At 46.3% G+C, this 25000-nt stretch carries 32 protein-coding genes, 1 tRNA gene and 1 pseudogene; 2 read left to right on the top strand and 32 right to left on the bottom strand.

All coding sequences use genetic code 11. The features are described from left to right. The first annotated feature begins 3 nt into the window (after positions 1 to 3). Positions 4 to 183 carry a hypothetical protein gene (locus M1D67_RS07955; protein ID WP_095290338.1) on the top strand — a complete coding sequence of 60 codons (180 nt, stop codon included), beginning with the start codon at positions 4 to 6 and terminating at the stop codon, positions 181 to 183. A 261-nt stretch (positions 184 to 444) separates the two neighbouring features. Here M1D67_RS07955 and M1D67_RS07950 read toward each other — a convergent pair. The 4 genes and pseudogenes from M1D67_RS07950 to M1D67_RS07935 all read right to left on the bottom strand — a co-directional run. After that, a pseudogene (locus M1D67_RS07950) lies at positions 445 to 654 on the bottom strand (tunnelling fold family protein); the annotation flags it as partial. Positions 655 to 726: 72 nt separating this feature from the next. Continuing rightward, positions 727 to 1872, bottom strand: a complete 1146-nt coding sequence (locus tag M1D67_RS07945) for a site-specific integrase (RefSeq protein ID WP_479831760.1) — start codon at positions 1870 to 1872, stop codon at positions 727 to 729. A gap of 80 nt (positions 1873 to 1952) precedes the next feature. Then, entirely contained in the window at positions 1953 to 2282 is a 330-nt protein-coding gene (locus M1D67_RS07940; RefSeq protein ID WP_479831759.1) for a YolD-like family protein, read from the bottom strand. Positions 2283 to 2354: 72 nt separating this feature from the next. Continuing rightward, on the bottom strand, positions 2355 to 3137 hold the full coding sequence (locus tag M1D67_RS07935; protein ID WP_479831758.1) for a helix-turn-helix domain-containing protein: 783 nt from the start codon (positions 3135 to 3137) through the stop codon (positions 2355 to 2357). A gap of 139 nt (positions 3138 to 3276) precedes the next feature. Between M1D67_RS07935 and M1D67_RS07930 the strand changes: the two genes are divergently transcribed. Then, positions 3277 to 3483 carry a helix-turn-helix domain-containing protein gene (locus M1D67_RS07930; protein ID WP_025811901.1) on the top strand — a complete coding sequence of 69 codons (207 nt, stop codon included), beginning with the start codon at positions 3277 to 3279 and terminating at the stop codon, positions 3481 to 3483. Positions 3484 to 3526: 43 nt separating this feature from the next. Here M1D67_RS07930 and M1D67_RS07925 read toward each other — a convergent pair whose 3' ends face one another. From M1D67_RS07925 to M1D67_RS07790, 28 genes are all read right to left on the bottom strand, one after another. Next, positions 3527 to 4294, bottom strand: a complete 768-nt coding sequence (locus M1D67_RS07925; protein ID WP_479831757.1) for a hypothetical protein — start codon at positions 4292 to 4294, stop codon at positions 3527 to 3529. Between the two features lie 113 nt (positions 4295 to 4407). Then, positions 4408 to 4665 carry a holin gene (locus M1D67_RS07920; protein ID WP_445604698.1) on the bottom strand — a complete coding sequence of 86 codons (258 nt, stop codon included), beginning with the start codon at positions 4663 to 4665 and terminating at the stop codon, positions 4408 to 4410. A 21-nt stretch (positions 4666 to 4686) separates the two neighbouring features. Then, a complete protein-coding gene (locus M1D67_RS07915; protein ID WP_479831756.1) occupies positions 4687 to 5679 on the bottom strand; it encodes an N-acetylmuramoyl-L-alanine amidase in 993 nt (330 codons plus the stop codon). 68 nt (positions 5680 to 5747) lie between these two features. Continuing rightward, positions 5748 to 5951 carry a BhlA/UviB family holin-like peptide gene (locus tag M1D67_RS07910; protein ID WP_011197923.1) on the bottom strand — a complete coding sequence of 68 codons (204 nt, stop codon included), beginning with the start codon at positions 5949 to 5951 and terminating at the stop codon, positions 5748 to 5750. A 104-nt stretch (positions 5952 to 6055) separates the two neighbouring features. Further along, complete coding sequence (locus M1D67_RS07905) at positions 6056 to 6217, bottom strand: hypothetical protein (RefSeq protein ID WP_445604696.1); 162 nt, start codon at positions 6215 to 6217, stop codon at positions 6056 to 6058. A gap of 1 nt (position 6218) precedes the next feature. Then, on the bottom strand, positions 6219 to 8384 hold the full coding sequence (locus tag M1D67_RS07900; RefSeq protein WP_479831755.1) for a phage tail protein: 2166 nt from the start codon (positions 8382 to 8384) through the stop codon (positions 6219 to 6221). Between the two features lie 42 nt (positions 8385 to 8426). After that, positions 8427 to 9833: a phosphodiester glycosidase family protein gene (locus tag M1D67_RS07895; protein ID WP_479831754.1), complete on the bottom strand. Its 1407-nt coding sequence runs from the start codon at positions 9831 to 9833 to the stop codon at positions 8427 to 8429. Positions 9834 to 9849: 16 nt separating this feature from the next. Beyond that, positions 9850 to 10722, bottom strand: coding sequence for a phage tail family protein (locus tag M1D67_RS07890; protein WP_479831753.1), 873 nt, complete (start codon positions 10720 to 10722; stop codon positions 9850 to 9852). Then, positions 10722 to 13892, bottom strand: a complete 3171-nt coding sequence (locus tag M1D67_RS07885; RefSeq protein ID WP_479831752.1) for a phage tail tape measure protein — start codon at positions 13890 to 13892, stop codon at positions 10722 to 10724. The genes M1D67_RS07890 and M1D67_RS07885 overlap by 1 nt, the downstream gene beginning before the upstream one ends. A gap of 15 nt (positions 13893 to 13907) precedes the next feature. Further along, positions 13908 to 14075, bottom strand: coding sequence for a hypothetical protein (locus tag M1D67_RS07880; RefSeq protein WP_165688614.1), 168 nt, complete (start codon positions 14073 to 14075; stop codon positions 13908 to 13910). A 134-nt stretch (positions 14076 to 14209) separates the two neighbouring features. Beyond that, positions 14210 to 14575, bottom strand: coding sequence for a tail assembly chaperone (locus M1D67_RS07875; protein WP_075213329.1), 366 nt, complete (start codon positions 14573 to 14575; stop codon positions 14210 to 14212). Positions 14576 to 14631: 56 nt separating this feature from the next. Beyond that, a complete protein-coding gene (locus M1D67_RS07870; protein WP_075213330.1) occupies positions 14632 to 14931 on the bottom strand; it encodes a fibronectin type III domain-containing protein in 300 nt (99 codons plus the stop codon). Beyond that, entirely contained in the window at positions 14882 to 15340 is a 459-nt protein-coding gene (locus tag M1D67_RS07865) for a phage major tail protein, TP901-1 family (RefSeq protein WP_075213331.1), read from the bottom strand. Before M1D67_RS07865 ends, M1D67_RS07870 begins: the two co-directional genes overlap by 50 nt. A gap of 17 nt (positions 15341 to 15357) precedes the next feature. Further along, positions 15358 to 15858: a hypothetical protein gene (locus M1D67_RS07860; RefSeq protein WP_165688615.1), complete on the bottom strand. Its 501-nt coding sequence runs from the start codon at positions 15856 to 15858 to the stop codon at positions 15358 to 15360. Next, the gene (locus tag M1D67_RS07855; RefSeq protein WP_006636955.1) at positions 15795 to 16151 is read right to left on the bottom strand and encodes an HK97 gp10 family phage protein; all 357 of its coding nucleotides are present in this window, start codon (positions 16149 to 16151) and stop codon (positions 15795 to 15797) included. The genes M1D67_RS07860 and M1D67_RS07855 overlap by 64 nt, the downstream gene beginning before the upstream one ends. Continuing rightward, positions 16148 to 16537 (bottom strand): hypothetical protein, encoded by a 390-nt coding sequence (locus M1D67_RS07850; protein ID WP_075213333.1) that lies wholly within the window; start codon positions 16535 to 16537, stop codon positions 16148 to 16150. Before M1D67_RS07850 ends, M1D67_RS07855 begins: the two co-directional genes overlap by 4 nt. A gap of 15 nt (positions 16538 to 16552) precedes the next feature. Next, positions 16553 to 17362: a structural protein gene (locus M1D67_RS07845; RefSeq protein WP_023856036.1), complete on the bottom strand. Its 810-nt coding sequence runs from the start codon at positions 17360 to 17362 to the stop codon at positions 16553 to 16555. Beyond that, positions 17359 to 17697: a hypothetical protein gene (locus tag M1D67_RS07840; protein ID WP_006636952.1), complete on the bottom strand. Its 339-nt coding sequence runs from the start codon at positions 17695 to 17697 to the stop codon at positions 17359 to 17361. The genes M1D67_RS07845 and M1D67_RS07840 overlap by 4 nt, the downstream gene beginning before the upstream one ends. 14 nt (positions 17698 to 17711) lie before the next feature. Continuing rightward, positions 17712 to 17903, bottom strand: a complete 192-nt coding sequence (locus tag M1D67_RS07835; RefSeq protein ID WP_337819263.1) for a hypothetical protein — start codon at positions 17901 to 17903, stop codon at positions 17712 to 17714. Beyond that, complete coding sequence (locus M1D67_RS07830; RefSeq protein ID WP_479831751.1) at positions 17903 to 18319, bottom strand: hypothetical protein; 417 nt, start codon at positions 18317 to 18319, stop codon at positions 17903 to 17905. Before M1D67_RS07830 ends, M1D67_RS07835 begins: the two co-directional genes overlap by 1 nt. A gap of 52 nt (positions 18320 to 18371) precedes the next feature. Next, positions 18372 to 19496, bottom strand: a complete 1125-nt coding sequence (locus M1D67_RS07825) for an SU10 major capsid protein (protein ID WP_337819265.1) — start codon at positions 19494 to 19496, stop codon at positions 18372 to 18374. 57 nt (positions 19497 to 19553) lie between these two features. Beyond that, positions 19554 to 20279 (bottom strand): phage scaffolding protein, encoded by a 726-nt coding sequence (locus tag M1D67_RS07820; RefSeq protein ID WP_479831750.1) that lies wholly within the window; start codon positions 20277 to 20279, stop codon positions 19554 to 19556. Between the two features lie 93 nt (positions 20280 to 20372). Then, complete coding sequence (locus tag M1D67_RS07815) at positions 20373 to 21863, bottom strand: phage portal protein (protein WP_479831749.1); 1491 nt, start codon at positions 21861 to 21863, stop codon at positions 20373 to 20375. Positions 21864 to 21930: 67 nt separating this feature from the next. After that, on the bottom strand, positions 21931 to 23562 hold the full coding sequence (gene terL, locus M1D67_RS07810; protein ID WP_206761275.1) for a phage terminase large subunit: 1632 nt from the start codon (positions 23560 to 23562) through the stop codon (positions 21931 to 21933). Positions 23563 to 23658: 96 nt separating this feature from the next. Next, the gene (locus tag M1D67_RS07805; protein WP_025811940.1) at positions 23659 to 24072 is read right to left on the bottom strand and encodes a phBC6A51 family helix-turn-helix protein; all 414 of its coding nucleotides are present in this window, start codon (positions 24070 to 24072) and stop codon (positions 23659 to 23661) included. Positions 24073 to 24115: 43 nt separating this feature from the next. After that, the gene (locus M1D67_RS07800) at positions 24116 to 24724 is read right to left on the bottom strand and encodes a hypothetical protein (RefSeq protein WP_479831748.1); all 609 of its coding nucleotides are present in this window, start codon (positions 24722 to 24724) and stop codon (positions 24116 to 24118) included. Between the two features lie 21 nt (positions 24725 to 24745). Then, the gene (locus M1D67_RS07795; protein WP_263629318.1) at positions 24746 to 24880 is read right to left on the bottom strand and encodes a hypothetical protein; all 135 of its coding nucleotides are present in this window, start codon (positions 24878 to 24880) and stop codon (positions 24746 to 24748) included. 48 nt (positions 24881 to 24928) lie between these two features. Next, positions 24929 to 25000 (bottom strand) — tRNA-Trp (locus tag M1D67_RS07790).

Raw genomic sequence — 25000 nt, 5'->3', positions numbered from 1 at the left:
CACATGAATATGGCTAAATACGGGTCATTCTTTATAATTACTTTGGTGCTGCAATTGATTTTGTTTTTTGTTATAAAAAAAGACACAGGCGTGACTATTATCGATATGGTGGTAATGTCCTTACTGTTAGCGCTCTTCTCATTTATCTTAGACAAAGTCCTTAGAAAAGAAAAATCAGCATGAAAATAAAAGACAGGCGCCAATTACGGCGCCCTTTTTCGTTTATACGAACGATAAAGGTTGCGTAGTTAGAGGCGAACTAGCGAACGAAGACGTTAACGAGGCGAGCCGAGATTACATCTTTTTCACAATATGAATTGCGTGTCATATTATGCCCACGCCGTTAAAAGTGATAAATCAACTTCTAAAAAAATAACCCCGTCTATAAAGACGAGGTCACTCCAGTCACACATCGATCACAAACCCTCACTTCTCCTGCACCTCTTACCGATTATCAATCGTCTCCGGATACAGATCATGATTCATCATCCGATACTCGGCCATTTTTTCATACTTTGTACCGGGCTTGCCGTAGTTTGTGTACGGGTCGATCGAGATTCCGCCTCTCGGGGTGAATTTGCCCCAGACTTCGATGTAGCGCGGGTCCATCAGCTCAATTAAATCGTTCATGATGATGTTCATGCAGTCTTCGTGACGGAATCTTCCGTTAAAATGCCGCTATACCAACGCTCACACATCCGATCACACAAAACGGTCACACTGCGGTCACACTTTCGCGACCAAATCGTCCAATTTCCCGACCAATTCCGCCTGCATCGAAGGTAAAACGTGACTGTACGTTCCGAGCGTCGTTTTGATATGCGCATGGCCCAAACGCTCCTGAACAATTTTCGGACTGATCCCGATACTGATTAAGTATGTCGCGTGAGTATGTCGTAAATTCTTCGGAGGGATTTTTGGTAGTTCAAGCTGTGCAATTAACCGAGTAAATGCCCGTCGATAGTTATTCGGATGCACCCACTTACCGTGCTTCGTACACACTACGAGATCATAGTCGATGTAGTCTTCACCGAGAATTTCTTTTTCTCGCTGGATCATTTTCTTATGTTCTATTAAGTATTCGATAAAGAATTTCGGTAAATGGACGGTCCTGAAGCCCGCCGCAGTTTTGACCTCGGGAACTAATCCGTAATTACCCTCGTCATCTACCTTCGCGAGCGTTTGTCGAATTGTTAGATAACCCTTTTCGAAGTCTATATCGGACCATCGTAACCCGAGAACTTCTCCCATTCGCATACCTGTGATAACGGATAATACCATCCCGATAAAGTAACGAGTTAGTGACACGATACGGTTGCGAGCATCCAAAAACGCTTGTACATTCGACTCGTTCCATACTTTAGAAATGCGATTTTCGGGAGGAAGGTTTACATCGTCAAGGATGGCAAGGTCGAACGCTCCTTTTCGGGAAGCTTTCTTTAAGACTTCGGCGACAACACCGAAAGCTGTCCGGATGGTTGCCGGAGCAAGTTTACGTTCATTGTGAAGTCGATTAATATAATGCTGCAAGACTTCCTCAGTGATGTCTTTAATTTTAAACGTTCCTAGATATGGAAGTATGTTGTAATCAAGCTGCTCGCGGTAATTGACGATTGTACTTGATCGAAGTCTAACCTTTTTCGATTCAAACCATTTTTCAGCAAAGGTACTAAACACGCTTTTATTAGGGTTATGAGAATTTTTCTCCTTATCTACCTCTATTATGACCTGCTTTAAAACCTCTTTCGCCTCTCGTAGACTCGACATTCCTTGCCTTCTTTTTTGAATTCTAGCACCAGTTATCGGGTGAACCCCGCCAGAATATACAAAATAATATTTTCCGGTTTTATCGTCTTTCTTAATCACTGTCATTATCCTCACTCCAATTGAGCGAAAGATTAATGCTAGTTGTGATGTCTTCTATTATATCACTATGATCCCTTTTTAGGGAGTCACACGTCCTCCAACGCAACCCACACGATCTCCCTAAACGGCACTTCTACGCCTTCAATCCGCAATGTCCCTCCGACCGGATCTACGGATTCAATCACGCCGCTCACCCTTTCCGTCACCCAATTCCGCCAGTAACGGATATCGCAATCCTGGCCGGTCCTGTACGCATATTGTATTTTCGATTCAAAGTCCGACCACTGATCCGGATCGATCGACGGCTTCCGCTCGTATGCGTGATCGATTTCGGATTTAAGTTTCCGGAGACTTGCGATATGCTCCGGCAAGAATATAGACGTCCATTTCATCGTCCCTCTATCGCGTAATGTCATTCGTGTTTCCTCCTTCGGTCCTATTCGTTATCTATGACGAAAGTATAACACGAACAAATGTTCTTACGCAATCTATTCCGCTTGGAGGAACGATTCGAACTCCGCCAATAGCCCAACGTTTTTAACGCGATTTTCACGGGCTTTTACCGTCCATGCGGCTTGTCGGAAGCTAGCGTATAGGTAGTCGTCAAAGCGCCTAATTTTCTGCTGTTTTCGCTTGAGAATCGCTGCATGCCACGCTTCAACGAATGGCTGCGGATGTTCTTCGAGTATCAGCGTCGGATCTACGCTCGCCTTAGCCCGCAATAAGATGCCGTAGTATTTATAAATTTCGTCTGCTTCGAAGTAGCGCGCCATTGCGGAGTAGATTTTGCTTGGTAACGCGTTTTTAAGACCGCAGGCCGGCACCGTATCTATTACGTGATTTTTTGAAAGATTAATAGAATGCGATGGTTCATTCGTAGTTTTAGGCGCTTCATCCGTTGGCTCCTTAGGCTTTTCGGCATCCTCACGCGTGGTCATTGTCGACTGGTCAACCGGAAGAATGACGATGATATTGGCGCCGTGGCCTCCGTTTATTTTCCGTGTTGTCGCGACCTTTTGGATGATCGAAAGTGATGCGAGTTTGTTGACGGCACGACGCGCAGTCTTGACGGACTTACCGATGAGGTCCGCGAGTGTTTCCGCTTTGAGGTGCGCTGCCCCGGTGAACTTGACCGCATAACGAGCGATCGTCTTCAGCGTCAGCCGGTCCGTGTCATTTAATTCGTATGTATTGCGCTTGATATGTTCGTAGACTGCCGCGTTGAGTTCGGCCGTCGAATCGAACGTTTGATGTTCCGCTAAATAATGCATAATGATTCCGCCTTCCATCGTATTATCGATATGGTGATAATTAAATAATATTGATTAATTATCGATATGTCAATAACATATTTACAAATTATCGATAACGCGATAGAATATAATCATCAAATGTTTAGAGGTGAATAAAATGCGCCTATACATAAAACTTGAGGAAATATTGGACAAGCGAGGAATAAAGAAGACGAAGTTCGCCGAAGAAATTGGCGTGAGGCATAATGTAATATCGGAACTCTGCGCAAATCAACGCAGTACTTTTAACAGGGAGCATATCGCGAAGGTTGCGGAAGGTTTGGGGATTACTGATATGAATGAATTATTTGAGGTTCGTGACTAAAAGAAGAACCCCAACTATTTAAAGTCGGGGAACGGTTGACATTCTATTTATTTAAAACGGGATGTTCATAATAGGAATCCGCAACAAGCGAGAAATTATTTCTATCGAATTTTTCCCAGTTTATCTCCTCATTTGTTTTTCGTTCTAGTTGAATAGATAATACTTTTTCTGATTTGGAGTTCCCTTTAACATCAACTAAAGGAAAATTCCATATTATAATTACCCTCTCTACTTCTTTGTTTTCGAAAACTTTTGGGAAGATCTTCTCGGCGTCCATGAACATCCCTTGCTTAATCATTTTAGAAGTTAGATTATCTGAACCATTTAAAGTTATATTTACAGTTTTTTTAGGTCGGTTATTATCGTCTGCGGTACTGATTAAGTCGACTTTAGATACTTTTTGCTTGTCTCCCGCTTTCTTGCCGACAAGCTTTTGTATATCTTTAACCAAACTCTCTTTGCTCAGTTTATCGGGTTCCTTTTTAGTTTCCGAGTCACTGTTACTCTTCTCTTTCCTTTCCTTCTCTTTATCAACTTTTTCTACATTCTTTTTAGATTCTTGTTTACTATTTGAGGAATCCTTTTTCTCCTCTTTCACCACGCTGTCACTACTTGCGGCAACGTTTCCTGTTTGATTATCTCGCGTCGAGTACCCAACAATTGCTAATACCACAATAACGATGCTCACGACAATTCGTGTGGCTACTGTCCATTTTTTATTAGCCCACATTAAAATTAAACCCACAGGAAAAAACACAATCAGCATAAGAATAGTAAACCAGTTTGACTTATAAAACGGTGTTTCTTTCAATTGTCCCCCTCCTCACAGGTAAAATTATACGATACCGGAAGCTTTAACCGCAAACCAGTTTATGTATACGAGCACCTACGCTTTTATACGCAGGCGCCCGCCAAAAGTTTCGCTTACTTAGTCGTTCCTTCACGTTTCACACCGATCTCGAAAAGACCGGTCGCAGCAAGACCCGCAAAGCCGCCGGCCCATAAGCGCAATACAAGATCGAGGTCCGTAAACGGATAGGCCACCGCTCCGAGTACGATCCCCAAAACGAAGCTTACCGCCGGTACGATGTTGGTCGGCATGTTGACCGTTTTCTTAACGAGTTGAACTAACGCCGTAAGGATAGGCGCCAATACAGTCGCGAACAATAGTACTTCTTCCATTTATATCGTCTCCCTTTTCGATTAGTTTACGGAATAGCCGGCTTTTTTCAGCGCAGCAGCGAGTTTAGCTTTCGTATTAGGTCCGTAAATTCCGTCAGCTGCGAGTCCATGCATCAGCTGGAACCGTTTGACCGCGTTCGCCGTTTTCGGCCCGTAATAGCCGTCGATTCCGTTATTCTTGGCGCCTTTGTCCGGATAGAAGTAAATGGTAGCAAGTGCGTCCTGTACTTGCGTTACATTCGTCCCTTTCGTCAGTGGGCTCGTTACTTTAAGGACTCCGCTCGGCAGCGTGAACGTCTTTTTAGAGGATCCGGATGGTTTCGGAGCCGCAGCCGGTTTAGGCGTCCCTTTAAGCTTCAGCACTTGACCAACGTAAATTTTATTCGGATCCTTGATGTTGTTCCAGCTCTGAAGGCTCGCCACGCTTACTCCATTCGCTTTAGCAATAGCGGAAAGCGTATCGCCCTTTTTAATGGTATAAGTTGAGCCGGACGGTTTAGGCGCTGAACTAGACGACTTTCCTCCGAGCGCTTTCAATTCCGCAGCGATAGCCGCTTTCACCGCATCCCAACGTCCCTCATTGAGCACACGGTGCGGGCAGTATTTTCCGCTCCAATCCTGGTGTTTCTTAACGCGATCAACGCCCCAGCCGCGCTCTTTTAAAAGCTGAGCGATGAATTTAATCGCAAGTTTTTCGGCCGCTTTATATTTAGCGCCGCCTGATTTCGAATAGCAAACCTCGACGCCGATAGATGAACGGTTGCCCGGTCCGTTCCTGTCTCCGCAATGCCATGCGTTACGGTTAGTCGGAATCCCCTGAACGACCTCTTTATCGTCTACCGCGAAGTGATACGATACTTCGTTGTTATTGCGGATCATGTACGCAATTTCATTCGCTGCTGAAGCGTCGTTTGCCGTATTATGGAACGTAATGTACTTCGCATCCATTGAATACGGACACTTAACGGAATACTTGCTTGACGCGACGAGGTTTTTCGTAACTGAAATCGCCATTTAATCGTCTCCCTTTCGTTATTTTTCCGTATATAAAAAGCCCGCCGGACTCTCACCGAACGGGCGCGTTATTCTCTTCCTCGAAACTTCTCCTCAAGTCTATCGAGCTTATCGATAATGACGTCGTATTTATCGCTGAATTTATCAAGTAGATCCTGTAGCCGCGATTCGCGTTCACGATTCGATTTCATGACGTAAATTAGCAGCCACGTAAAAAGGACCGCGAACGGCCCTTGCGTTAAAAAATATTTGATTACGTCGAGCTCGCCCAATGACTACGCCTCCTGTTCGCTATTAGTTACGTTCTCGTCTTCGCTTGGCGGCGGATCAGGATCGTAAGGATCTCCGGTAATTTCCTCGTATTGTTCCAATGTGCTCATTCCCTTCCCAATTCTTCTAATTCTTTTTCTAACTCCTGTATGCGCTGATGATGTGCGGTAATTAACGCGTCACGCTCAGCTATCCTTAAATGTGCCTCGGATAGCTGGATTTGCAAAGACTGTATAATAAATTCCGGATTTAATTGCGGTTGTTCCAAATTATTCGCCTCCTAAAATTAGGTAAATATCGTCAACTTCCTTTTTCAAGCGCTCATTTTCCGTGGATAACTCTTGAATAGCTTTGGCTGAATAGCTTACGAGCTTATAAAGATTAATCGACTTGCCGTCCGGTGAAGAAGCCTCGGGGCTTAATTCGCTAATTAGTCCGACTTGCCAATTGTCGTAGACGCCATTATCTACGTCTTCTTGAAATACAAATTCTTTAATTTCAAGATTGTTAATGATCGGCAAAGCCTCAACCGATAAATCCCTTATATTTGTTTTATAAAAAACACTCGAACCGTTTCGAAATTCGCTTGCGTAAATAGGTCTATAATTATTCGTTGTACCTGTGACTGTAACGTGTGCGGAACCGTTACTACTTGGTCTTATATATATACTCCCGCCTGAATTAGTATCAAGCGAATCACCATATAGATTTGATGCCCTCAATGGTCTATATGATGACGTTGACCCTGTGTTTGTGATTCTTACTTCTCCGTTAGAATAAGTCCGTAGATATAGATTTGTACCAACGTTCACATCCAAAGAATCTGCAAATAGATTAGATGCCCTTAGAGGCAAATACCGATAGCTTCCAACTTGTCCATCACCAGGAATATCATCATAGTTTACGACCCTTGCCTCTCCGTATGCAGCTAGATACACGTTTTCTACTGATGTGCCAAACGCTGATGAAGTTACAAGTGTTTGGTCCGCTTGAAAACGTACATTTCCATTTGCATTATATCCGAATAGTCCATTTGGACTTAAATGCACATAACGTCCATTACTGTTACTATGAAATTCCGCCCTAGACCCGCTAACATGGAACCACCCATCGCCATTAGCGCTTGCGATATTGACTCCGAAAATATAATTTCCATAAATCGCCTCGGCAACGACACCTTTGCCGGTAATTGCGTTAGGGAACGTATTACCTCCGTCATCGCTCACACCGATTCCAGCCGCGTTAAAAATCACCATTTCGTTCGGATTATCGCGATTAACAGCAAGTAAGCTACCGTTTTCCGTAATTTGAAGTTGCGACTGCATGCGAGTTAATGCTTTAGTCGCCTCGGCAACTGCGTTATCTACCGCGGAAAAAGGCAGCGTAATCCTTCCCTCGATTAAGCCCGTTATATTTTTAATCGCGGTCTGTAAGCTCGCTTGGTGGCGTTTCGTAATTCCGTGGCTGCCGAACGTGATATTAATATCGATTACGTCGCCTTTCCAATCGCGGGTTACTGATTGAGCAACGACGCGGACTTCTTCATTAAGTCCGATTCGCTCGTCAATTAAAAATACGCGATCGCCTAGCTGACTCTGCGCGTATGGATAACCTTGCTTTCGCAAATCATGAATCGTTGCGGAAACGCTTATTTTTAGCGACTCGTCAACTAGCGCCTTTAGCTGCGCGTCCATAAACGCAGGGTCTTTAATGTTTCCGTTTTTTATTGGCGGCGCGTGCCGAATGCCTAAAATGCTTGCTAGCGGCGACGTATATTCGCGAATTAATTTAGCGTTGCGCCAATCCTCGCCGCCTGCACCGTCGCCGTAGTTGCCATAACCGCGTGCAAACGTCCACATTTCATTTGCGTCGATTTCCTGTACGATATTTGAGGCGTTCAGTTTATGACGATACATAATGCTCGTATCGCGTCCGATTCGTTTGCGCAAATAAACAGTATTTCCGCTTATTTCAAACTCGCAGCCGTACCGTTCGATTGCGCGCCTAAACGATTCTAATTTCGTTTCTCCGTCGCCGAATCCTTCCCAATCAACGGCGGCAAACGAATCGGCTAAAACGAATGTAAATCCTGTGTTTTCGAATATTCGCGTAAAGGCTTCATTTGCAGTCATATGCTTGTCAATGCGCTCGTATATGCGGTCATTATCAAGCTTATCGAAGAATACCGGTACGCCTTTAATATCGACCGCCATTTTATCGCCAACGCCACGGCGGCGGCAGTATTTGATGATGTGTTCTACATCGTCATGATCAATGATCCGCCAAAGCTCGCCTATATTGCGGATAAACGCTTTGTTGACGGCATTATATTCGATTGTTGCGGAAAGGATTTGATTACCGTTGACTTCGCCGTCGTTTGTGAGCGTGGCCATTGACGGATATTCTTCGCCTGTTAAATCGATTACATAAGGCAACTAATCACCTTCTTTCAATGAGGGTATATACCTAAACGTTTATTAGAAATCACGCCACACATCCCAACCTGTTTGGTTCGTCCTCCTTTGCTTTGGTTTATAGCTTGTATTGCCGCTAAATGGGAACGCTACTTGTAGCGCACTACTGTCTACTTTAAAATGAATAATACCCCAGGATATGTCTGAGTTAGGCGAGTTTTCTGCGATGCCTGCATTTGCCCAATAAATTCCGCTTTTATTGATGTTGTTTAGATCATCCACTTTTAAAGTGTTATCACCTATAACTCCCATTAATTCTATCGTTCTACTTAAGTCGGAGTGTTTTTTACTCAGAGACCCGACTATATTGTTAGTATTTACGATATCCCAGTCTCGGTTTGTAGGTACTTCTTTAGAGGTGTATAAGAAATCTACAACTTTTCTTTCGTTATATCCATTTCCGTCAAAAGGTCTGATAATCGAGCTGCCCCTAACTACAGTTTGCGTTGAACCGCCTCCGTCTAGCATGAAGGCGAAAGAAACTCCCTCGCCCAGTAAAATGCGAACTAAGTCGGAATAGGTCATACCTTCCCCTTCAATACCACGACCGCCACAAGTAAGGATTAGTAAGTCTTTGTTGTCGTATTGTGCAATAATTTGACGAGGGTGTTTATTGTTAAAGTGATTAGGATCAAATCCTAACGACTCATCCGCAAAAGGTTCCCCATTTACGATAACCGGTGTGAAAGCGGTTAGTGCATTAGGGCATCCATCGTTTAGAATATATTGTGCTGACGTGCCAGGCGGGTAATAAACAAGTGTGTTATCTTCTTTTATCCCTAAAATCCACATATGGGGCTCAGCAACAGCCTCTTTCTGTATAACGCCGTTATAAATATCTGTTCCCACAAATTCATACGGCCTAAAAACTGAGGCATTAATTGCCACAGTTGCGGCACTTCGGTCAGCAAACGATCTAACAGTTTCACCGTTTTCTCCGTCCATAAGCCCGCGTTTCAATTTCAGGATGTTGCCATCTTCGTCTGTATGTTTAATTAAAGTTAGATAGTAAGTTGTTTCTGATACTTCGTCGTACTGCTGAGTAACATCTATTTCATGGAAATACGCATTTTCCTTCTTTATTCTATCATCCACATCCGCCAACTGCGCGTTGCCCTCATCATGCTCAGCGTCCAAACGTTCTTTTAACGTCGCATAAACCGTGCCGTCCGTAGCAACCCGAGCTTGCGCCGCCTCAACGCTCGAATCCCCTTCGATAACAACTTGATTAAATTGCTCTTGCACACTTTCCGCTTTTGTTTTCGCGTAATTAGCCGTCTGTACCGCCCGCTCCGCGTCAGCTTTCGCACTATCCGCGACATTTTTAAGTCCATACACTTCCTTAAAGTTGTCGTTTATTGCGTTCCTGTTCGTCCTGTCCCATAATGAGCCGATTTCTTTTCGTGCCAAACACGTCACCTTCCGTCTATAAGTAGTAAAAGCGAAAATCAAAGGAAACTTTCGCACTTGTTGCGCCTGTAATCTGTATATCATTACGCCCTGGCTCTAGCGATATAAATTCTCGCGACGTTTTGCGGAAAAATACGAGACCGTTTTTCGTTACATTTGGCCCGTCGATTACGATTGTGTCTGAATTGCTTACCGCCTCATTTACGCGGAATACCGATCCATTAGTCGCGTTGCGTAACCGCAGAAATTGGTTCGAGCCGCGCACGTCTCTAATCGTAATTTTCAAGTATTGCATAAACGGATGGACAGCGATATTGCCCGCGTTATAAATAACTGCGGAAGTGCCTCGCCAAGTATAGCGCTGATAGTCCGGCTCAGTCGATAAGCCCATGCCTGCGCCCCAAATTGCGCTACCGACGTCGATTCCGTTCGCGTCAATATCCGCCGTTGTGCCGATAGATTCTGCGAAAGGCAAGTCCGTAGTCTCGAAACGCAATTCGCCGAAGCCAAATTCTAACTGCTGATCGATCTCATACGGATCGGCAAGCCGCACTTTATATTGCTTACCGCTGACAAATTGATTATCTCCGTTTCCGTAAATTATGCGGCGCATTTCGCGTATATAAAAAGGCTCGGCGCTAACCGCCAAGCCCGCTAGTTCGTCACGCAATAAAGCGACGTCGTGAATATCTGCCGCCTTATAATAAAACGACACAGAAATTGAGCGTGTGCCATATGTTGCGCCCATATCAACGCGTCCATGCCGCCCTTCAATTTGCGAATAGACCGGATTAATTGTCGGCGAGCCTACGACAAAATCGCGCACGGTCACATCATGCTCGCTTAATCGGAAGGATTCGCCGTTTAATTTCGTGATTTCTACGTCCATTAATCGAAATACCTCCTTACTAGTGCGTCAACGGCGTTGCCTTCGTTCACGTGCGGACGTACTAGCTGACCGACACGCTCGCCGTCCATTTCGATTGTCATGCCATCAAGCGACTGTTCTAAGCGATTAATGGCCGCGGCAATCATATCGTCACGTGAATTAACGTCGATCGTGCCGCTTACTGCTGACGATAGCGTGCTACGCAATCCGCTAGGCGTTGAATGTGCGATAGCAGCGTCAGGGCTGTACGAATATCCACTCATATCGACCATTGCTGCGTTTGCCATCTCGTCGGCTGCCGCTCTTACTGCGCCGATATTTCGTTCGATACCGACCGCAAGACCCATCGGCAGGAATTTACCGATTTCATCGCGGAATACACGTGACGGCGAGTGGATTCCGAAAAAGGACTTAAAGTCGCTCGTAACGCCGTCTACGAATCCTCCAATTTTTTCTCCGATCCAATCCTTCATGGAACTGATTCCGTCCCAAAGCCCCCGGATCAAGTCCGCTCCGGCTTTGAAGAGTTCATCTTTGTTATCCAAGATCGATTGTCCGAGTTGCACAACAAGGTCAAGACCCGTCTGCAATAGTTGAGGAAGGATTTGAATTATCCCATCAATTAAAGCCATAAGAATTCGCACCCCGGCCTCAATAATCTTCGGCAAATTTTCAATCAACGCTCCGGCAAGAGCAACGATTAATTTTAGGGCTGCCTCAATGAGGGTAGGCAACATCTTGATAATGCCGTCAATTAAGGCTAATAAAAGTTTTATCCCTGCATCAATAATTTTCGGTAAATTTTCGATTAACGCTTGCGCCACAGTGACGATTAGGTAAATCGCCATTTCGATTAGCTGTGGAAGGATTTGGATGATCCCGTTAATCAAACTAGTTAAAATCTGAATCCCGGCGTCAATAATCGTTGGTAAATTTTCAAGGATCGCATTTGCAAGCGCGAGAATCAACTGCAAGGCCGCCTCGATAAGTTGCGGAAGAGCCTGAATAATACCGGAAATTAACGAATTTAAAATTTGTATTCCGGCTTGGATAATCGTCGGCAAAAGCGTCACGATCGTATTAATCAACGTCGTCAACATTGTTGTTGCCGCTTGGATGATCTGAGGTAGCGCCTCGACTACTCCTTGGATCAACGAAGTAATGATCAAAATGCCAGCGCCAATCAACGCAGGTAATAATGTAACGATCGCCTGCACGAGCGAATTTATGATTTGAGTTGCTGACGCTAGAATATTAGGCAACGCTTGAGTAAACCCGTTAAGCAGACTCTGTATAATCTGGATTCCGGTTTGAAGAATCTTAGGCAAATTCGTAACGATCATGTCAACGAAAGATTCAACGACTTTAGTCGCTGTTTCGAGTATCTTTGGCATGTTCTGCTGAATGCCTTGCGCGATCGCCGGCAAGTATTTCGAACCCGCAACGATCAGTCCCGGGATGCCGCCGACTATGATTCCGATGATATTCGGAATAAATTCTGCGAACCCTGAGAAATCGCCATTAAAAGCGTCAGTAATCGTCTTCTTCAGATCCTCGAATGCGCCTCGGATGATTGCGACTCCTTTAACGACGACATTCGCAACAGATGGTGGAAGCAGGTTGTGTAAAGCGATTGAGCCTTTCGTGAAGTCCCCGGTCAGTGTTTCCGCTAGGCCTTTGAACAACTTCGTAAGTTTATCGACCATCGGCGACACTTTCCGGCTGATTGCGTTTCCTAGGGCCGTCACCTTTTCGCGAATAACATCGCTGTGTTTGTAGGCGTAGGCGAATGCGGCCGCTAATGCGATGACTGCTGCCGAAATGAGAGCGAATTGTCCCATCGTTAGAAGTAGGGCACCGCGAGTCGTTCCGAGTACCTTCGCGAATGCGGTAAGCCCTGTGGATATTGCTCCGATAGAGGAGATAACTGAACCCACAAATATTAAAAGAACGCCAAATACCGCACCAAGTCCGGCCACTACTGCTACTGATGCCGCTGCGTACGTAATAAATTTCTGCATACCGGGAGAAAGGTTGTTAAATCCGTCGACTACTTTCTGTGCGAATCCAACGAGTGCGGAAAGCGCCGGTATGAGCGCGTTACCTATCGCAATTTGTGCCGTTTCGGTCGCGCCGCTTAATTCCTCGATCTGTCCTCTTAAGTTATTCATTTTCTCCGCAGCTACTTCCGCAGCCGTAACTTTCGACATCGACTTCCACATGGCATTCGCGCCTTTTGCGCCTTCTTTCATCATGATGTTAGCTGCACGGATCGCATCTGTACCGAACATTGTTTTCAAAGCCGCCTGTTGCTGCTCTTTTGTTAATCCTTTTAATTTATCCTGTAAAATCTGCGCTATTTCTGCAAAGGACTTCAAGTTTCCTTTGGCGTCATAGAAAATACTAGATCCGTCTTTTGTGATTAGGCCGAGGTCTAACATCTGCCCATAAGCCGCTTCTGATGCCGGAGTTAAATTCAACAGCATTGTTTTGAGCGATGTACCGGCATCGGACCCTTTCAACCCGTTCTGTGCGAATACCGCTAACGCCGTAGACGTATCTTTAAATGACAGGCCGACCCCGGAAGCAACAGCCGAAACCATCGAAAGGCCGTATTTCAATTCGTGCACGTCGGTCGCCGAAGCGTTAGCTGCCCCCGCAAGCATATTCGCCGCATCAGTAACGGACAGATTGTCGTTTCTGAACGCATTAAGCGCAGTCGATGCGATTTCCGCCGCTTCAGAAAGGTCCAGCTCGCCCGCTGTTGCTAAGTCTAGTGCACCGGCTAATCCACCGTTTAAGATATCCGCAGTAGATACACCGGCCTTCATGAGCTCCTCGATGCCTTGACCGGCTTCTAACGAGCTGTACTTCGTCTTAGCTCCGAGTTCTACCGCTAAGTCCGTCAGTTTCTTCATTTCGCTGCCGGTTGCGCCAGAAACGGCCTTAACGTTGGACATTTGCTGCTCAAAATCCATCGCTTTATTGACCGCCAATCCAAGCCCACCACCGACTCCGGCCGCTATGGCTCCGAACCCTAACGCGATATTCTGACCCATGTTCGACAGTCGTGAACCGAAATCTTCGAGCCGACTCTGAGCTTGGTTGAGTTCACGCGTCAGATCGGAGATTGTAGCTCCTATTCGGACGGTAATATTATGGTCCGCCATTTAGTACCTCCTTTCTTATTTGATTTCAAACTGTGACAACCATTCGTTGGCTTTCTGCTGCTTTTCGAACAAGTCTTCGGCTTTCTGGTTCGCTATGTCCTCTTGATTCGGCCTTTTGAATAGGTCGCTGAGTTTAACGCGTTTCTTCGAATTACTTGCTTTTGCGTTCATCATCGCAAACATGGCGTATTCTTCGAGCCGATCATATTTACGCTCATTGTCCGCTTCTAACAGAATGTAGAATTCTCGTGGCGTGAGTTTCTGAATTTCATCCGGTGTTTTGCCGAGAATACGCCAGCCGAGGCTAAAGGCTTTTTCTACTTCAGAAAGTCCGCTAGCATTCCCGCTGCCTGTGGATCTTTCTTCAGAATTTTCTCGACCGTCTTCTTGTAGAAAAAACTTTTAGAAACAACCTCGTTTGAAAGTCTCATAATTTCGTCCATATCGAGCTTTTCTTCCGAAATCGCAGCTTCGATTGCCTCGCGAACCTTTTTAATCGAGAAATTCTTTCCGGTATGGAACAGACCCGCGTGGATGATATTCGGGAATGCTTCGAGATCACCCATCAGCGCTTTTCCGATCAATTCGAATGAGCCGCCTTTGTATAGTCCGTTTAAGTATTCAACACTTGCGTATGTTAGCTTGAGTTCGTATTCATTTCCTTCGATTTCAAAACGTGCCATATTCCAATTCCTCCTATAGAAAAAGGACGCCCGCAAGGCGCCCCGTTAATTTTTATTTAGGATGCTGTTGTACGGGTAACGATCTCGCTCATAGGCGATTCTCCGGCCGCATTGACTGCCGTTACGTTAACCGTTAGTTGTGTATCCGCCGCAATTCCCGTCAATGTATGTGAAGTTGTGGTCACTTCTGCGTCTAATTTCTTCTCAACGCCACGATACACTTTATATGATGTCGCCCCATCTACCGGGTCCCAGCTAACTGTCACGCTATCGACCGTAGCTGTGTACGATAGATTTTGGGGCGCGCTAGGGAGTAGCTGGGGTATCCGAGCTAGGTGCGCCAGCCGGAATCTCAGTCAGTGTTTGCTCGGTAATATCCCCGTTTAATGATCCTTCGAGTGAATATGTCGCAAAGTCCCCGTTACTGAACTCGCGCTCGAAAGAAGAAATCATGTACATCCCGACTTCCGCTTCTTTTGTACGAGTATCAATTTCGTAAATTTTTACGAATTCTTTATTTCGGATTTTCTTTTTCATCGCTTTAACAAATGGATCGCCTTCTGTGATGACGCCTTCGAAAGATACGGATTGGGTAACCTTTCCGTAATCACTTCCGGTCTTATCCTTTGTATCAAGATCGATAGAATCTGCTTCTGTACTTGTTGATCCGCTTGTTTGGTTAAACGGTCGCATAAGTTTATCGCCGTTTCCGTCATCAATGACGACCGCGAATAAAATCTCTTCACCGCGATATTCTATTGCCAAATTAACTCCCCCTTTGTTTAGTAAGCCTGGTATGTCGAGTCTACTTCGATATCAAAGAAGACCCGATGATAGCTCGTTTTGTCCGATAAATCCTCGGCCGATATAGGTGTCTCGGCCGTCATATCCACGCAAAAAAGCCCGAGCTCTTTGCTCGGGTCATTCGCATCTATTAATTGGAAGCGATCGAACAGGAAAATCCTCCGGACTGTCTCCTGAATAGCCGCTCGTTCTGTCGCTGAATTAGCGTAAACTCCGACTTGAAAGTGGTAAATCGTCCGAACTGTTTCACGTAATTTCGCAAGCATCGACGTATTGTCTTGCATTTGTTCGATCGTAATGAACGGTCTCGTTTCCGGCAAAGTAACGCCGTCATAAATCCAAACGACTTTATAGCCGGTCTTTTCCGCCAGATGCTGCTTAATCGAATATTGTAAATCGATCTGTTTCGTAATAATCACCGCCCTAACTGACGGACAAGGCTGTTTATTTTCTCCGTATACGGCAGCTCGTTGTTCCATACGGATTTTCGGATGAACGCCTTATGCGTTTTATTTGTGTATTCTTGAATCTTCGCGTAATCTTCGTCCGAACCGTACTCCCACGTTGTCTGGTCGATTTCTTCCGGACTTGAGACGATAGAATTACGAAGCCTACCGGTCTTAACCGGAGCATAATCCGCAGATTCATTCGCCATCTTTCGTGTGTATGCCTCGGTCGTGTTGCCGATATCGCGTACAAGACCTTCGTACTCCAAGGCGCGAACAACTCGGTTAACGCCCTCTATATCGATACGAACCCTTCCGTTCCTCACGTTATCCTCCTCCCAACGAACTCCGCATGATTCCGTTCGCCGATTCCTTTCTTATCTTTCGAAAGGACCTCGTAGTCTTTTCCATCATAGATAACGCGTTTGATATTCTCGTAAATATCCGCAATCAGTTCAATAGCGACAGAGAACCAGATGTCTCCGCCCTCTACTTCGATACTATCCAGCAGTTGCCGATCGATCTTGACCTGCGAACTGATTTCTGTAACTACAGACGATACCTTAATCTCGTCATATACCGGATTCTTTTCGTCAGTGATTGGATCGGTAGTGAATCCAGCCTCATAAACTACCGTAATCTCATACGTCCGCCCGCCGACCATATCTTCACGCGCTTGTTTCATAAACGCAATATCATACGAATCAATCACGCAGCCACCGCCTTTCTAAAGGTATTTCGGATCGATTTCATACGTCAGATATCCGGTGCAATTAATGTGCATCATGTAGATTTCGGAATCGGTCGGTTTGTATAGGCCGGGCCCCATTCCGTAACGATCTTCGAGTTCGAGCTGAGTACATCGGTGGTCCGGGCGGTTTGCCTTCCCGCGATGAACCCGAACCGCCTTAACGACTTCGCTTTGTTGCGCAGAATAAGCTGTAGCGACACGATGCGCCGTATTCCCTTCCGTCACAACTAAACGCCGTATCTTCCACGCATCATTGTCGTAGACTTTTCGCACGTTGGCGCTGATCGTATTAACCGAATCTCCCCGGATAATTCCGGACCGAATTACCTTCGTAAGCTCGGCACGCTGATCGCCGGCAAAGTTCCAAACACGATCGGACAAAACGAGATCATCGGCTCCTAGACGATTAACCATGTACCGTAGTACGTTTTTGTTGATCTTATCGAAAGCAACACCGGAGATCGCCGCGGCACCCACAACGTCCGATAGTGATTTCTTGATCCCGTCGTTAGTAAATGATGCCGTCTCCGAGATGACTTGGCTTAACGCATCCATGCCGGTATCCCGTACGAGTTTTTCTATCGACTCAAGCTCGCGAAGTAGTTTGTTCAAGCGCTGCTTCTTAATAGTTCCATCGCTGCCGCTGTACTCCGAGAGCATGTCGATAATTTCTAATCGAATCCGGCCGATCTCCTTAATCGCAAACTCCTGTTGCTCTGCGTTAAACTTCCGATATTCCATCGATACCTTTTTAAGCTGCCGTTCTAGTTCCGCCTGCTTACTCATCGCCCGTCCGCCCTTGGCGCGAAGCTTTGATTCGTCAGTAATCGGAGTTGCTTACGGAAATCTTTCTTCGCGTCTTTCGCAAGCTGCGAGTAATTCGCAAAGATATTCGTCTTGTCGATCGTTTCCTCACCATCTCCGAAACTAAAAAACCGAGCTGCTTCCGACGCAATCGTTTCATAGGCGATTCCGAGTGCGCAAAACAACACGGCATTTTCATGTTCTTCCGGATTTAGGCCGCTTTCTTTAACAGCTTCGGCAGTCCATGCGGCGATGTCATCCGCTGTGACGCCCGGCACTCGTGATAAACGCGTTCGTAGTCGATCCTCTACCGCCACATGACACACCCCCGTTATTTTTTCGGCTTTGCTGCTGCTTTCGGCTTTGCTGCCGGCTTATCCACGCGTTGAATGAACGGCGCAGCCTTATCAAGTGCCACGATTTCTTTTTCAACATTCGTGTTATAAACGCCGTATCCGTTAAAAACGATATATAGGCCGTCTCTGTTAAATTCGTAGTTTGGTAGCGTCTTATATTCCGCCATCAGGACATCAGCCCCGCCGTTTTGAGTTTCGCAAGCAATGCGTTAAAATCGGCCTTCAAACCGTCGACGTCTGCTGCGGTGCTGTTCGCTTGCGTAGCCGCTTTTGTTGCGGTTAGTTTCCCGTCCAAGGCCGATTTAACATCGTCGCCTAGTTTCGTCATGGTCACCGCTTTGGCGCCGAGGTTGCTTTCTTGAACGCTACCCGTTCCGATGTTCCGGTTTTGCACGGATCCGTCACCGATATTGCGATTCAGAACCGAATTGTCCGCGAGTTTTTCATTCGTAATTGATTTGTCGGGAATCTCTACGCTGCCTTCGGATTGTAATAGACTTTGGATAATTTCTCCGAGTTTTAGATCGTTTGCAGCCGGCGAGATCATGTTCAATCGTTGTACATCTTCTTTACTTAAAGCCATTTACGGCCTCACCCCTTTCAAAATAAAAAGAGGCCCCGAAAGGCCTCGTTGATTAGGAAACTGTTTTAGAGATTCCAGAAAGAATTGCGACTGATTCTTTTGCGTTTTTGATTTCGAAACCAAGTTCTCCACGGATTACGCGAGCGAAGTAGTCAGCGCCCGGCTCTGTAGCATCTTGGTCGTAAATTGAAGTAAGGTAACGAGCTTTGATGTTGTCAAGGTTAAGCAAGACAGCACGATCTTTCGGCATGTTTTGATCGACAACAACTTGAGAAACTGCGCCCCCAGGAAGATCACTCATGAAGGACATGATTTGATAACCGACTTGACCTTCTCCGCGAGTTGTACGGATAGTGTCGCCTGCAAGTTTAGTAATCTGACGAGAGACGTTCGGAGCACAAAGGATTGTGTTTACACGGCCTCCGCGCTTGAACGTTTCTTCGATAGCATCATTCAAACCCTTAGCAGTAATTTCTTTACCGCCGAAGTCTGTTGATGCGGAACCTTGCTCTTGAGCAAAAGCGAATAAACCGCCAGAAGTGCGTGGTTGCTGACCAGATCCTTGGTATTTCCGACCGTAAATAAGAGAGTTATTGATCTCGCGAACCATCTCTTGTAGACGCAAGTTAACTTGGTAGTCCAGCTCGTCAGCAACTCCGTAAGTATTTACTTGTTGTTGCGTACGAGAAACGGAAGCGTAACGAGTGAAAATTTGAGAGTAGTTGAACGATACAATACGGTCGTTGATTTCGTTCTTTCTAAATACGGACTCACCTTCTGGACGCGGACGAGAAATAACTTTCAGGTCGGCGCCTGCTTCGACAGCTTCCGGAGTAGTTGCGTCGTATCCACGTTGAACCGTAATTTTTTCGGCTGCTTCATCGACTTTAGTTACGCGCATTACTTCTAGGCCGTTTTGAACAAGCGCATTTTCGGTAAATTTGCGCGCCTCTCCTTCGCCTAGTTCGACCTCTGTTGCGTCCGCTGCGGCAGCAGTTTTTACAACGGCCGTATCGCTGTTGAGGTAATCGTTCTGCCATTCGAATTTAGTTTGCGATAGAGCATCTCCCGTTCCGATCAGGCCGAAAAGAACCGGTGCCTTTGTAAGAATTAAATCTACGTTCGCCTGCATGTCGCGAACTTGTTGCTGGAAATCATACGATTGTGCAACTGCCATGTGTAAATCCCCCTAATAATTTTTTGTAATTAAAAAAGCCGCCCTAAGGCGACTGAATTACCGTTTGTTTTTTAAGCTCAAAAGCTCGTTGAATATCCTTGTAACCGCTCCATAGTACCTACTATCCTTGAGAGCTTTTTGCTTAGCTTCTTCAAGTTCTTTTTCTTTTGCGACAATCTCCGTTTGGGTGTTGCTCTTGGCCGGGTTGCTTCCGCCAGATGCGTCGGCTCCGATCGGTTGTTTAAACATCCACGGGCTTGATTCCTTAAACGCTGCGACCACTTCTTCGGCTCCTTTTACGTTTCCATCTTCGTCAATTTCGACCGCAGACTTATCGAGTAGCGCGAGCACTTGGTTCGGATCATTTGCGTTAAGAGATCGAGCGATTGCGCGAAGCTCCGTATTGATAATGCGCTGATTTGCTGATTCTTGCGCTTTTTTGGCCGCCTCCGCTGCTTCTTCCGCCTTCTTGGCCGCTTCTTCTTTTTCGGCTCGCAGGCGCTCAGCTTCGGACATCTCGGCTTTTTTGCGTTCTTCTTCCGCCTTTTCTAACTCTTCAAGGCGTTTCGCTTTTTCTTCGAGTTCAGCTTGCTTCTTTTTCTCGCGCTCAAGACGCTTGTTAAGAATTTCGTCGAGTTCAGCCTGTGTAAACGTCTTTTCCGTCCCCTGTGATGGCTCTGTCGGTGTTGGTTCCGGCTCCCCAGCCGTAGGTTGAGCGTTAGGATCTTCCGGTTCTGTTTGTTCCGCAAAAAATTGTAGGTTTAAAGGTAATAATTTCGGCATATCGTACCTCCACGTTTAAAGTCCGAGTAGACTGTAGATTACGAATAACAACATCCGGCAGTTTACCGACAATACCGTAGGTCAAGAGCGTTGTTATTCGTTCGATGTTGGTTCTGGTTCAGCTTTGTAAGGATCTCCTACCTGTTTTTTTAGGTTTCTTTCTTGTAAAATCTCCATGAATTTAACTTCTGGGTTCTCCTTACCGCTCCGGACGATCGCGCCCTTAATCGACTCCATTTCATTGGCGATTTCTTCGCCTAACTGCTCGACGAGAGCCTTTTGATCCTCCGGCAACGGAAGTCCGAATACGATTTTGCTTCCGTAATTGTCATCAACTTGCGCAAGCCATTCCTTCTCATATTTAAAGCGAGGATGGTCTTGGCGCGCTTTCATGTAACGCAGAATGTACTCATTCAACGTCTGTAATCGCGATTGCCAAACGATCCATGCTCGCTGGGTTTTAGAAATGATTGAGCTGTACAACAATTTGAGCGCCATATCGTTTATGCCACCCGTGTTCATGTCCGCAGTATTAACCATCGGAACCTCGCTTATTTCGTGAAGGCGCTTCTGTAGACGGTCGAGATACGCCTCGATCGCCTCTTTAAATTTAAAGCCGCTTTCGAGTTTCTTTGCGTCAGGATCTCCGATTTCTTTACTCGTTTCGCCAAGGTCCCAAATGGCTCCCGGCGCAATCTTAAACGGCTTTTTCGGATCATACTCGACGTTCGTCAGTAGTGTAATCGCGAACATCTCGAAGCGCAGTGCGTCAGAGTAATCCGATAGCTTTCGATCAATCTCGTCTGCGGTATCTACGAGCTTTTCGAGTTCACTAAATCCGCTAGTTTGGCCGGAAAGTTTTTCGGTCGGAACGTGGACGACCGGAATAAAATCGAGACCCATCGATTTCTTCTCGACTCGCCTTTCAACAAGACTAAGTCCATCATCGTAAATGGCCTCTTCGATCTTACAATCGTAGTTGCCGGTATCTTCGTCGCCCTCCCATTCGAGGTAGTACGACAGCTTCCAGAGCTTCGTCTGTTGTTCGTCCAGCCACGCAACGAAATGAACTTCGTCAAGTTGGTCGACATCCCATTCGTTATGAACTGCGATAACCTCAGTCGAAGGATGCCAAAGGATTTTAATTTCGCCGCGCCGGGTATCGTAGTGCAGACGAGCATAAACGCCGGTTCGGCTGATAGCACGATCTTTTGCCGCAGCGAGTAGTTTTTCGTGCATCCGGTTGTCTTCCCATACCCACGTCAGCAAACGCTCTTTCGCCTTCGCCCGGCTGTTTTCATCCTCCTGCTCTTTACTCGGCGTGTAGCCTGGCTTGATCATGTCCGCAGGATCGTCGAGAACATCCGGCGGCACGGTCACTTTCGGTTCCTTCTCGAATTGCCAGGCCGCAGTCGTATCGATCAGCTTACGCGGATAATTCATCGTTAGCTGTGTCGGCTCATAGTCGATCTCTTGCGGCTTTTTATAGTCGGTCCAAACGTTGAGGTCTCCTTCATAGCGCCGATAAAGCTTGATCTCGTCACAGATACGCTGGAATTCTTTCGATCCGAGCGCTTCCTTCATCGGTATTACGAATTGAAACGGGTTTATAAAATTTCGGTCGATGACTACGATCTAAAACGCCTCCTTTCTAGTAGCGATAGTTTCCGATGTTTCCGCCCTTCCTCCGTCTGGCTTTCCCCGCAATGGAGTACGCCATATGTAGGGCATCGGGGCCGTCATCGTGGTTATGGTTCGGGTACATTTCGAACATCTCAAGTAGTAGCTTTTGATCGCGCTTGAATCGGATCTTTCCGCTCTGAATATCCGGCAGCAACGACTCAATCCGAAGGGCTTTCCGCGTCCTCTGTTTGATCTGTTTCAGCCGGGTGGATGCCGGATAGCCGTTCGCCTGTAAAGCCTCGCCTAGCTTATCCGCGAACCATTCCTGCGCCTGCTGTGCCTCGACTGCGATACCTTCGTACTGAAATCGCATTGTCTTCTCGACAACTTCGTTGAGTAGGACATCAGGGTGAACGCGTTGCAAAAATACATCGGCGACATAACAAAAACCGGTCGCCCTGTTTCGAGCCACCGTTATGATCGCGGAGTAGTCGCCTTTTTCTTTACCCATCGCGAAGTCAATGCCGCAATAGTAATCGAATTCTTTTGATTCGAGTTCTTTATCCGAATAATATTTAAAGTCTTCGCTCCGGAAAACTTGCGATTCTTCATCGACTGGATTGCCGAGGTACTCTTGATTGAAAGCCCTAGCACCCATATCTTCGCGCTTTTCCATGAAATGCTTGTACGTGTATGCCTGCGGCCAAAGGACCCGGGTTCCGCGTTCCATTTCCTCTTTGTTCGCTTCATAAAAAGCGTTCGCATTTTTCAAGGCGTCTTTATTGTCTTCGTTATACAATTTCCGCCACTGTTCCCATAAATCTTCGCGTTCAGACCACGATAAAATAGCCGGGAACTTCCTCGATGTGAAGTCCTTACGCTTAGTCAGAACGTGGTTTAACAGCGAGTCGTAGTGGACGATCGTACCCATATAGATACACATTCCGCCAAAGCCTAGCGCCTCAAGCATTTCCGATCGGAACCAGTTTAGGTTTTTCGCCCTTAACTCTGCCGTGTTCGTGCTGCCATCGGACTCAAGATCATCGAGGATGAATAAGCCCGGACGTTCACTCAAATGACGTAGCCCGCGCATCTGTGTTCCCATTCCTTTCGCTTCTACCTTCGTTCCTGAAGACGTAATAAATTCGTATTTGTTATCGACTTCATTCATCGAAGGCTTTTGGTGGAGCAACGGGCCGAAATCTTCACGTAGCTTTTCGTTAAATTTCAGATGGTTGACGGTCCATTTAATAAAGTCGCCGGCTACGTCAGTTGTTTCGGACACCTCGATGATGTACTTTTGATGACGGAATACGACCTGATGGCATAGATACGAGTTTGATAGATATGCTGTTTTGGCGTGCTTACGACCGACTGACCACCCAACATTGGTCTTTATTTCTCCGCGAGTAATTTCGTCAAGTAGTCCGCAAAGCTCTCGGTGAAAGTCGGCCGCAGTCTCCAGTGTTTGACCGGCAGGAATTAAATTCGAGCTATTGTCCGGATTTCGATCCGCGCTGAAGTATTCGTAAGTGAAATAGAGCATATCGTATTCAGCTCGGTGCACCCGCTTCAGCTTTTCGAGTAGCTTTAGATTGATCTCGACGCGTTCGAAATCATATTCGACAGCCTCGTCCCTTTCGATTAGCTGCCGGAGCAAACGATTTTCCTCGGTTAACTCGTCGATGCGCTGCTGCCGCGCTTCTCGATCGAGCCATTCCCCGTCAACAAATGCGATAACAACGCACCTCCTTCGTTAACTTTCGTTTTCCAAACGGGCGAGCAACGCTTTTTTGCGCTCCTCATGCGACATCGTGTTCGACTTGTCCGTAATGGTAAGCTCGCTCTGATCGTTCAGATCGCCGATCCGCTTCAGATACAGTTCGATCGATTTCGTTGAACCGCTTTTGATGCTGTCGAGCAGCTTCGAATATACAAACGGCAGCTTAGTATCGATGAACTGCGACGCCAAGTGATTTTTGTACGCGATAAAGTTCGGATCGCCCGTTTCCCAACGGTGTAATGTCATGCGGCTGATTCCGCAATCTTCTGCGATTTGATCCTTCGTTTTGCGCTCTTTTGTCGGCGTAAATTCGCGTTCAACAAGGGCAAGCGCCGCTTCGCGTTGATTCGGCTTGAACGCTGTTTCGTCGTATTTGAATCGCGACATCTTTCGTCACCTCCTTCGTTAATAATGCGAAAAATAAAATAATCTATCGAGCAATAGTTGCGGATGTATGGGTGACGCCCATTCCTGTCATTTTCGATTGGAACTCGTGCTCATCTACTGATACAATTCTATAAATCCGCTTTATTTGACAGTCTTCAGGAACCCACACTCCCGGATCAACAAAAACAACCTTTCCGTCAAGGTCGGAAGTATGATTTCGATCTCCCCACTGAAGGTACTCTACGTCATCATATGTGTCTCCTAACGCAATGAGCGACGTGCTAGTTCCAGAGTGCCTGCGCACAAAAAGCTCGCAACCTTTTCCTAGATGATAGGCTCGGTAAATCAATTCATTAGTCAGCGAAAAGTCATCCGAATAACGATCTCCGGCAATCTTTTTGATGCTGTCGATGTATTCTTCGTACTTATCCTCACTGTCAAATTTACCGAATATAGACCGCAATGATTCGGCCGTCTCCCAACCGTCAGCTAACGGTTTCTCACCGAGCCGTTCCGCTAGGTCCTGAAATTCAGCCAGCGCCTTAGTCGCCGCCTTTGCTTCGCGTTGAACCGCCTTGAGTCCGGTTATCGCGTCGGATACATCCAAGTCGATTTTAATTTTGCCGATTGATTCGCGCTTTGATTCCGCCATTCACATCGTCTCCTTTTTCGTTTATTTGATTTCAGGCATCAATTCGTATCTGATCGCGTCGATGACTTCTGCAATCTCGTCACGCACCAAATGTCCGGAAGTCTGCAATGCAATCAAACGATCTAAATACGCCAGTAATTCCTCTGTTCTCGTCATCTTCATCGTCTCCTTTTTCGTTATTTAAGACGGCAAAACCGTCTCTTACAGGGGCGACAGGGATCGAACCTGCCCACGCGGTTTTGGAGACCGCATCGCCACCGAGGAACATGCGCCCCT

Source organism: Bacillus sp. PK6-025, from assembly GCF_056530265.1.
The sequence above is the reverse complement of the archived record's forward strand: the minus strand, read 5'-3'. Positions and strand labels throughout refer to the sequence as shown.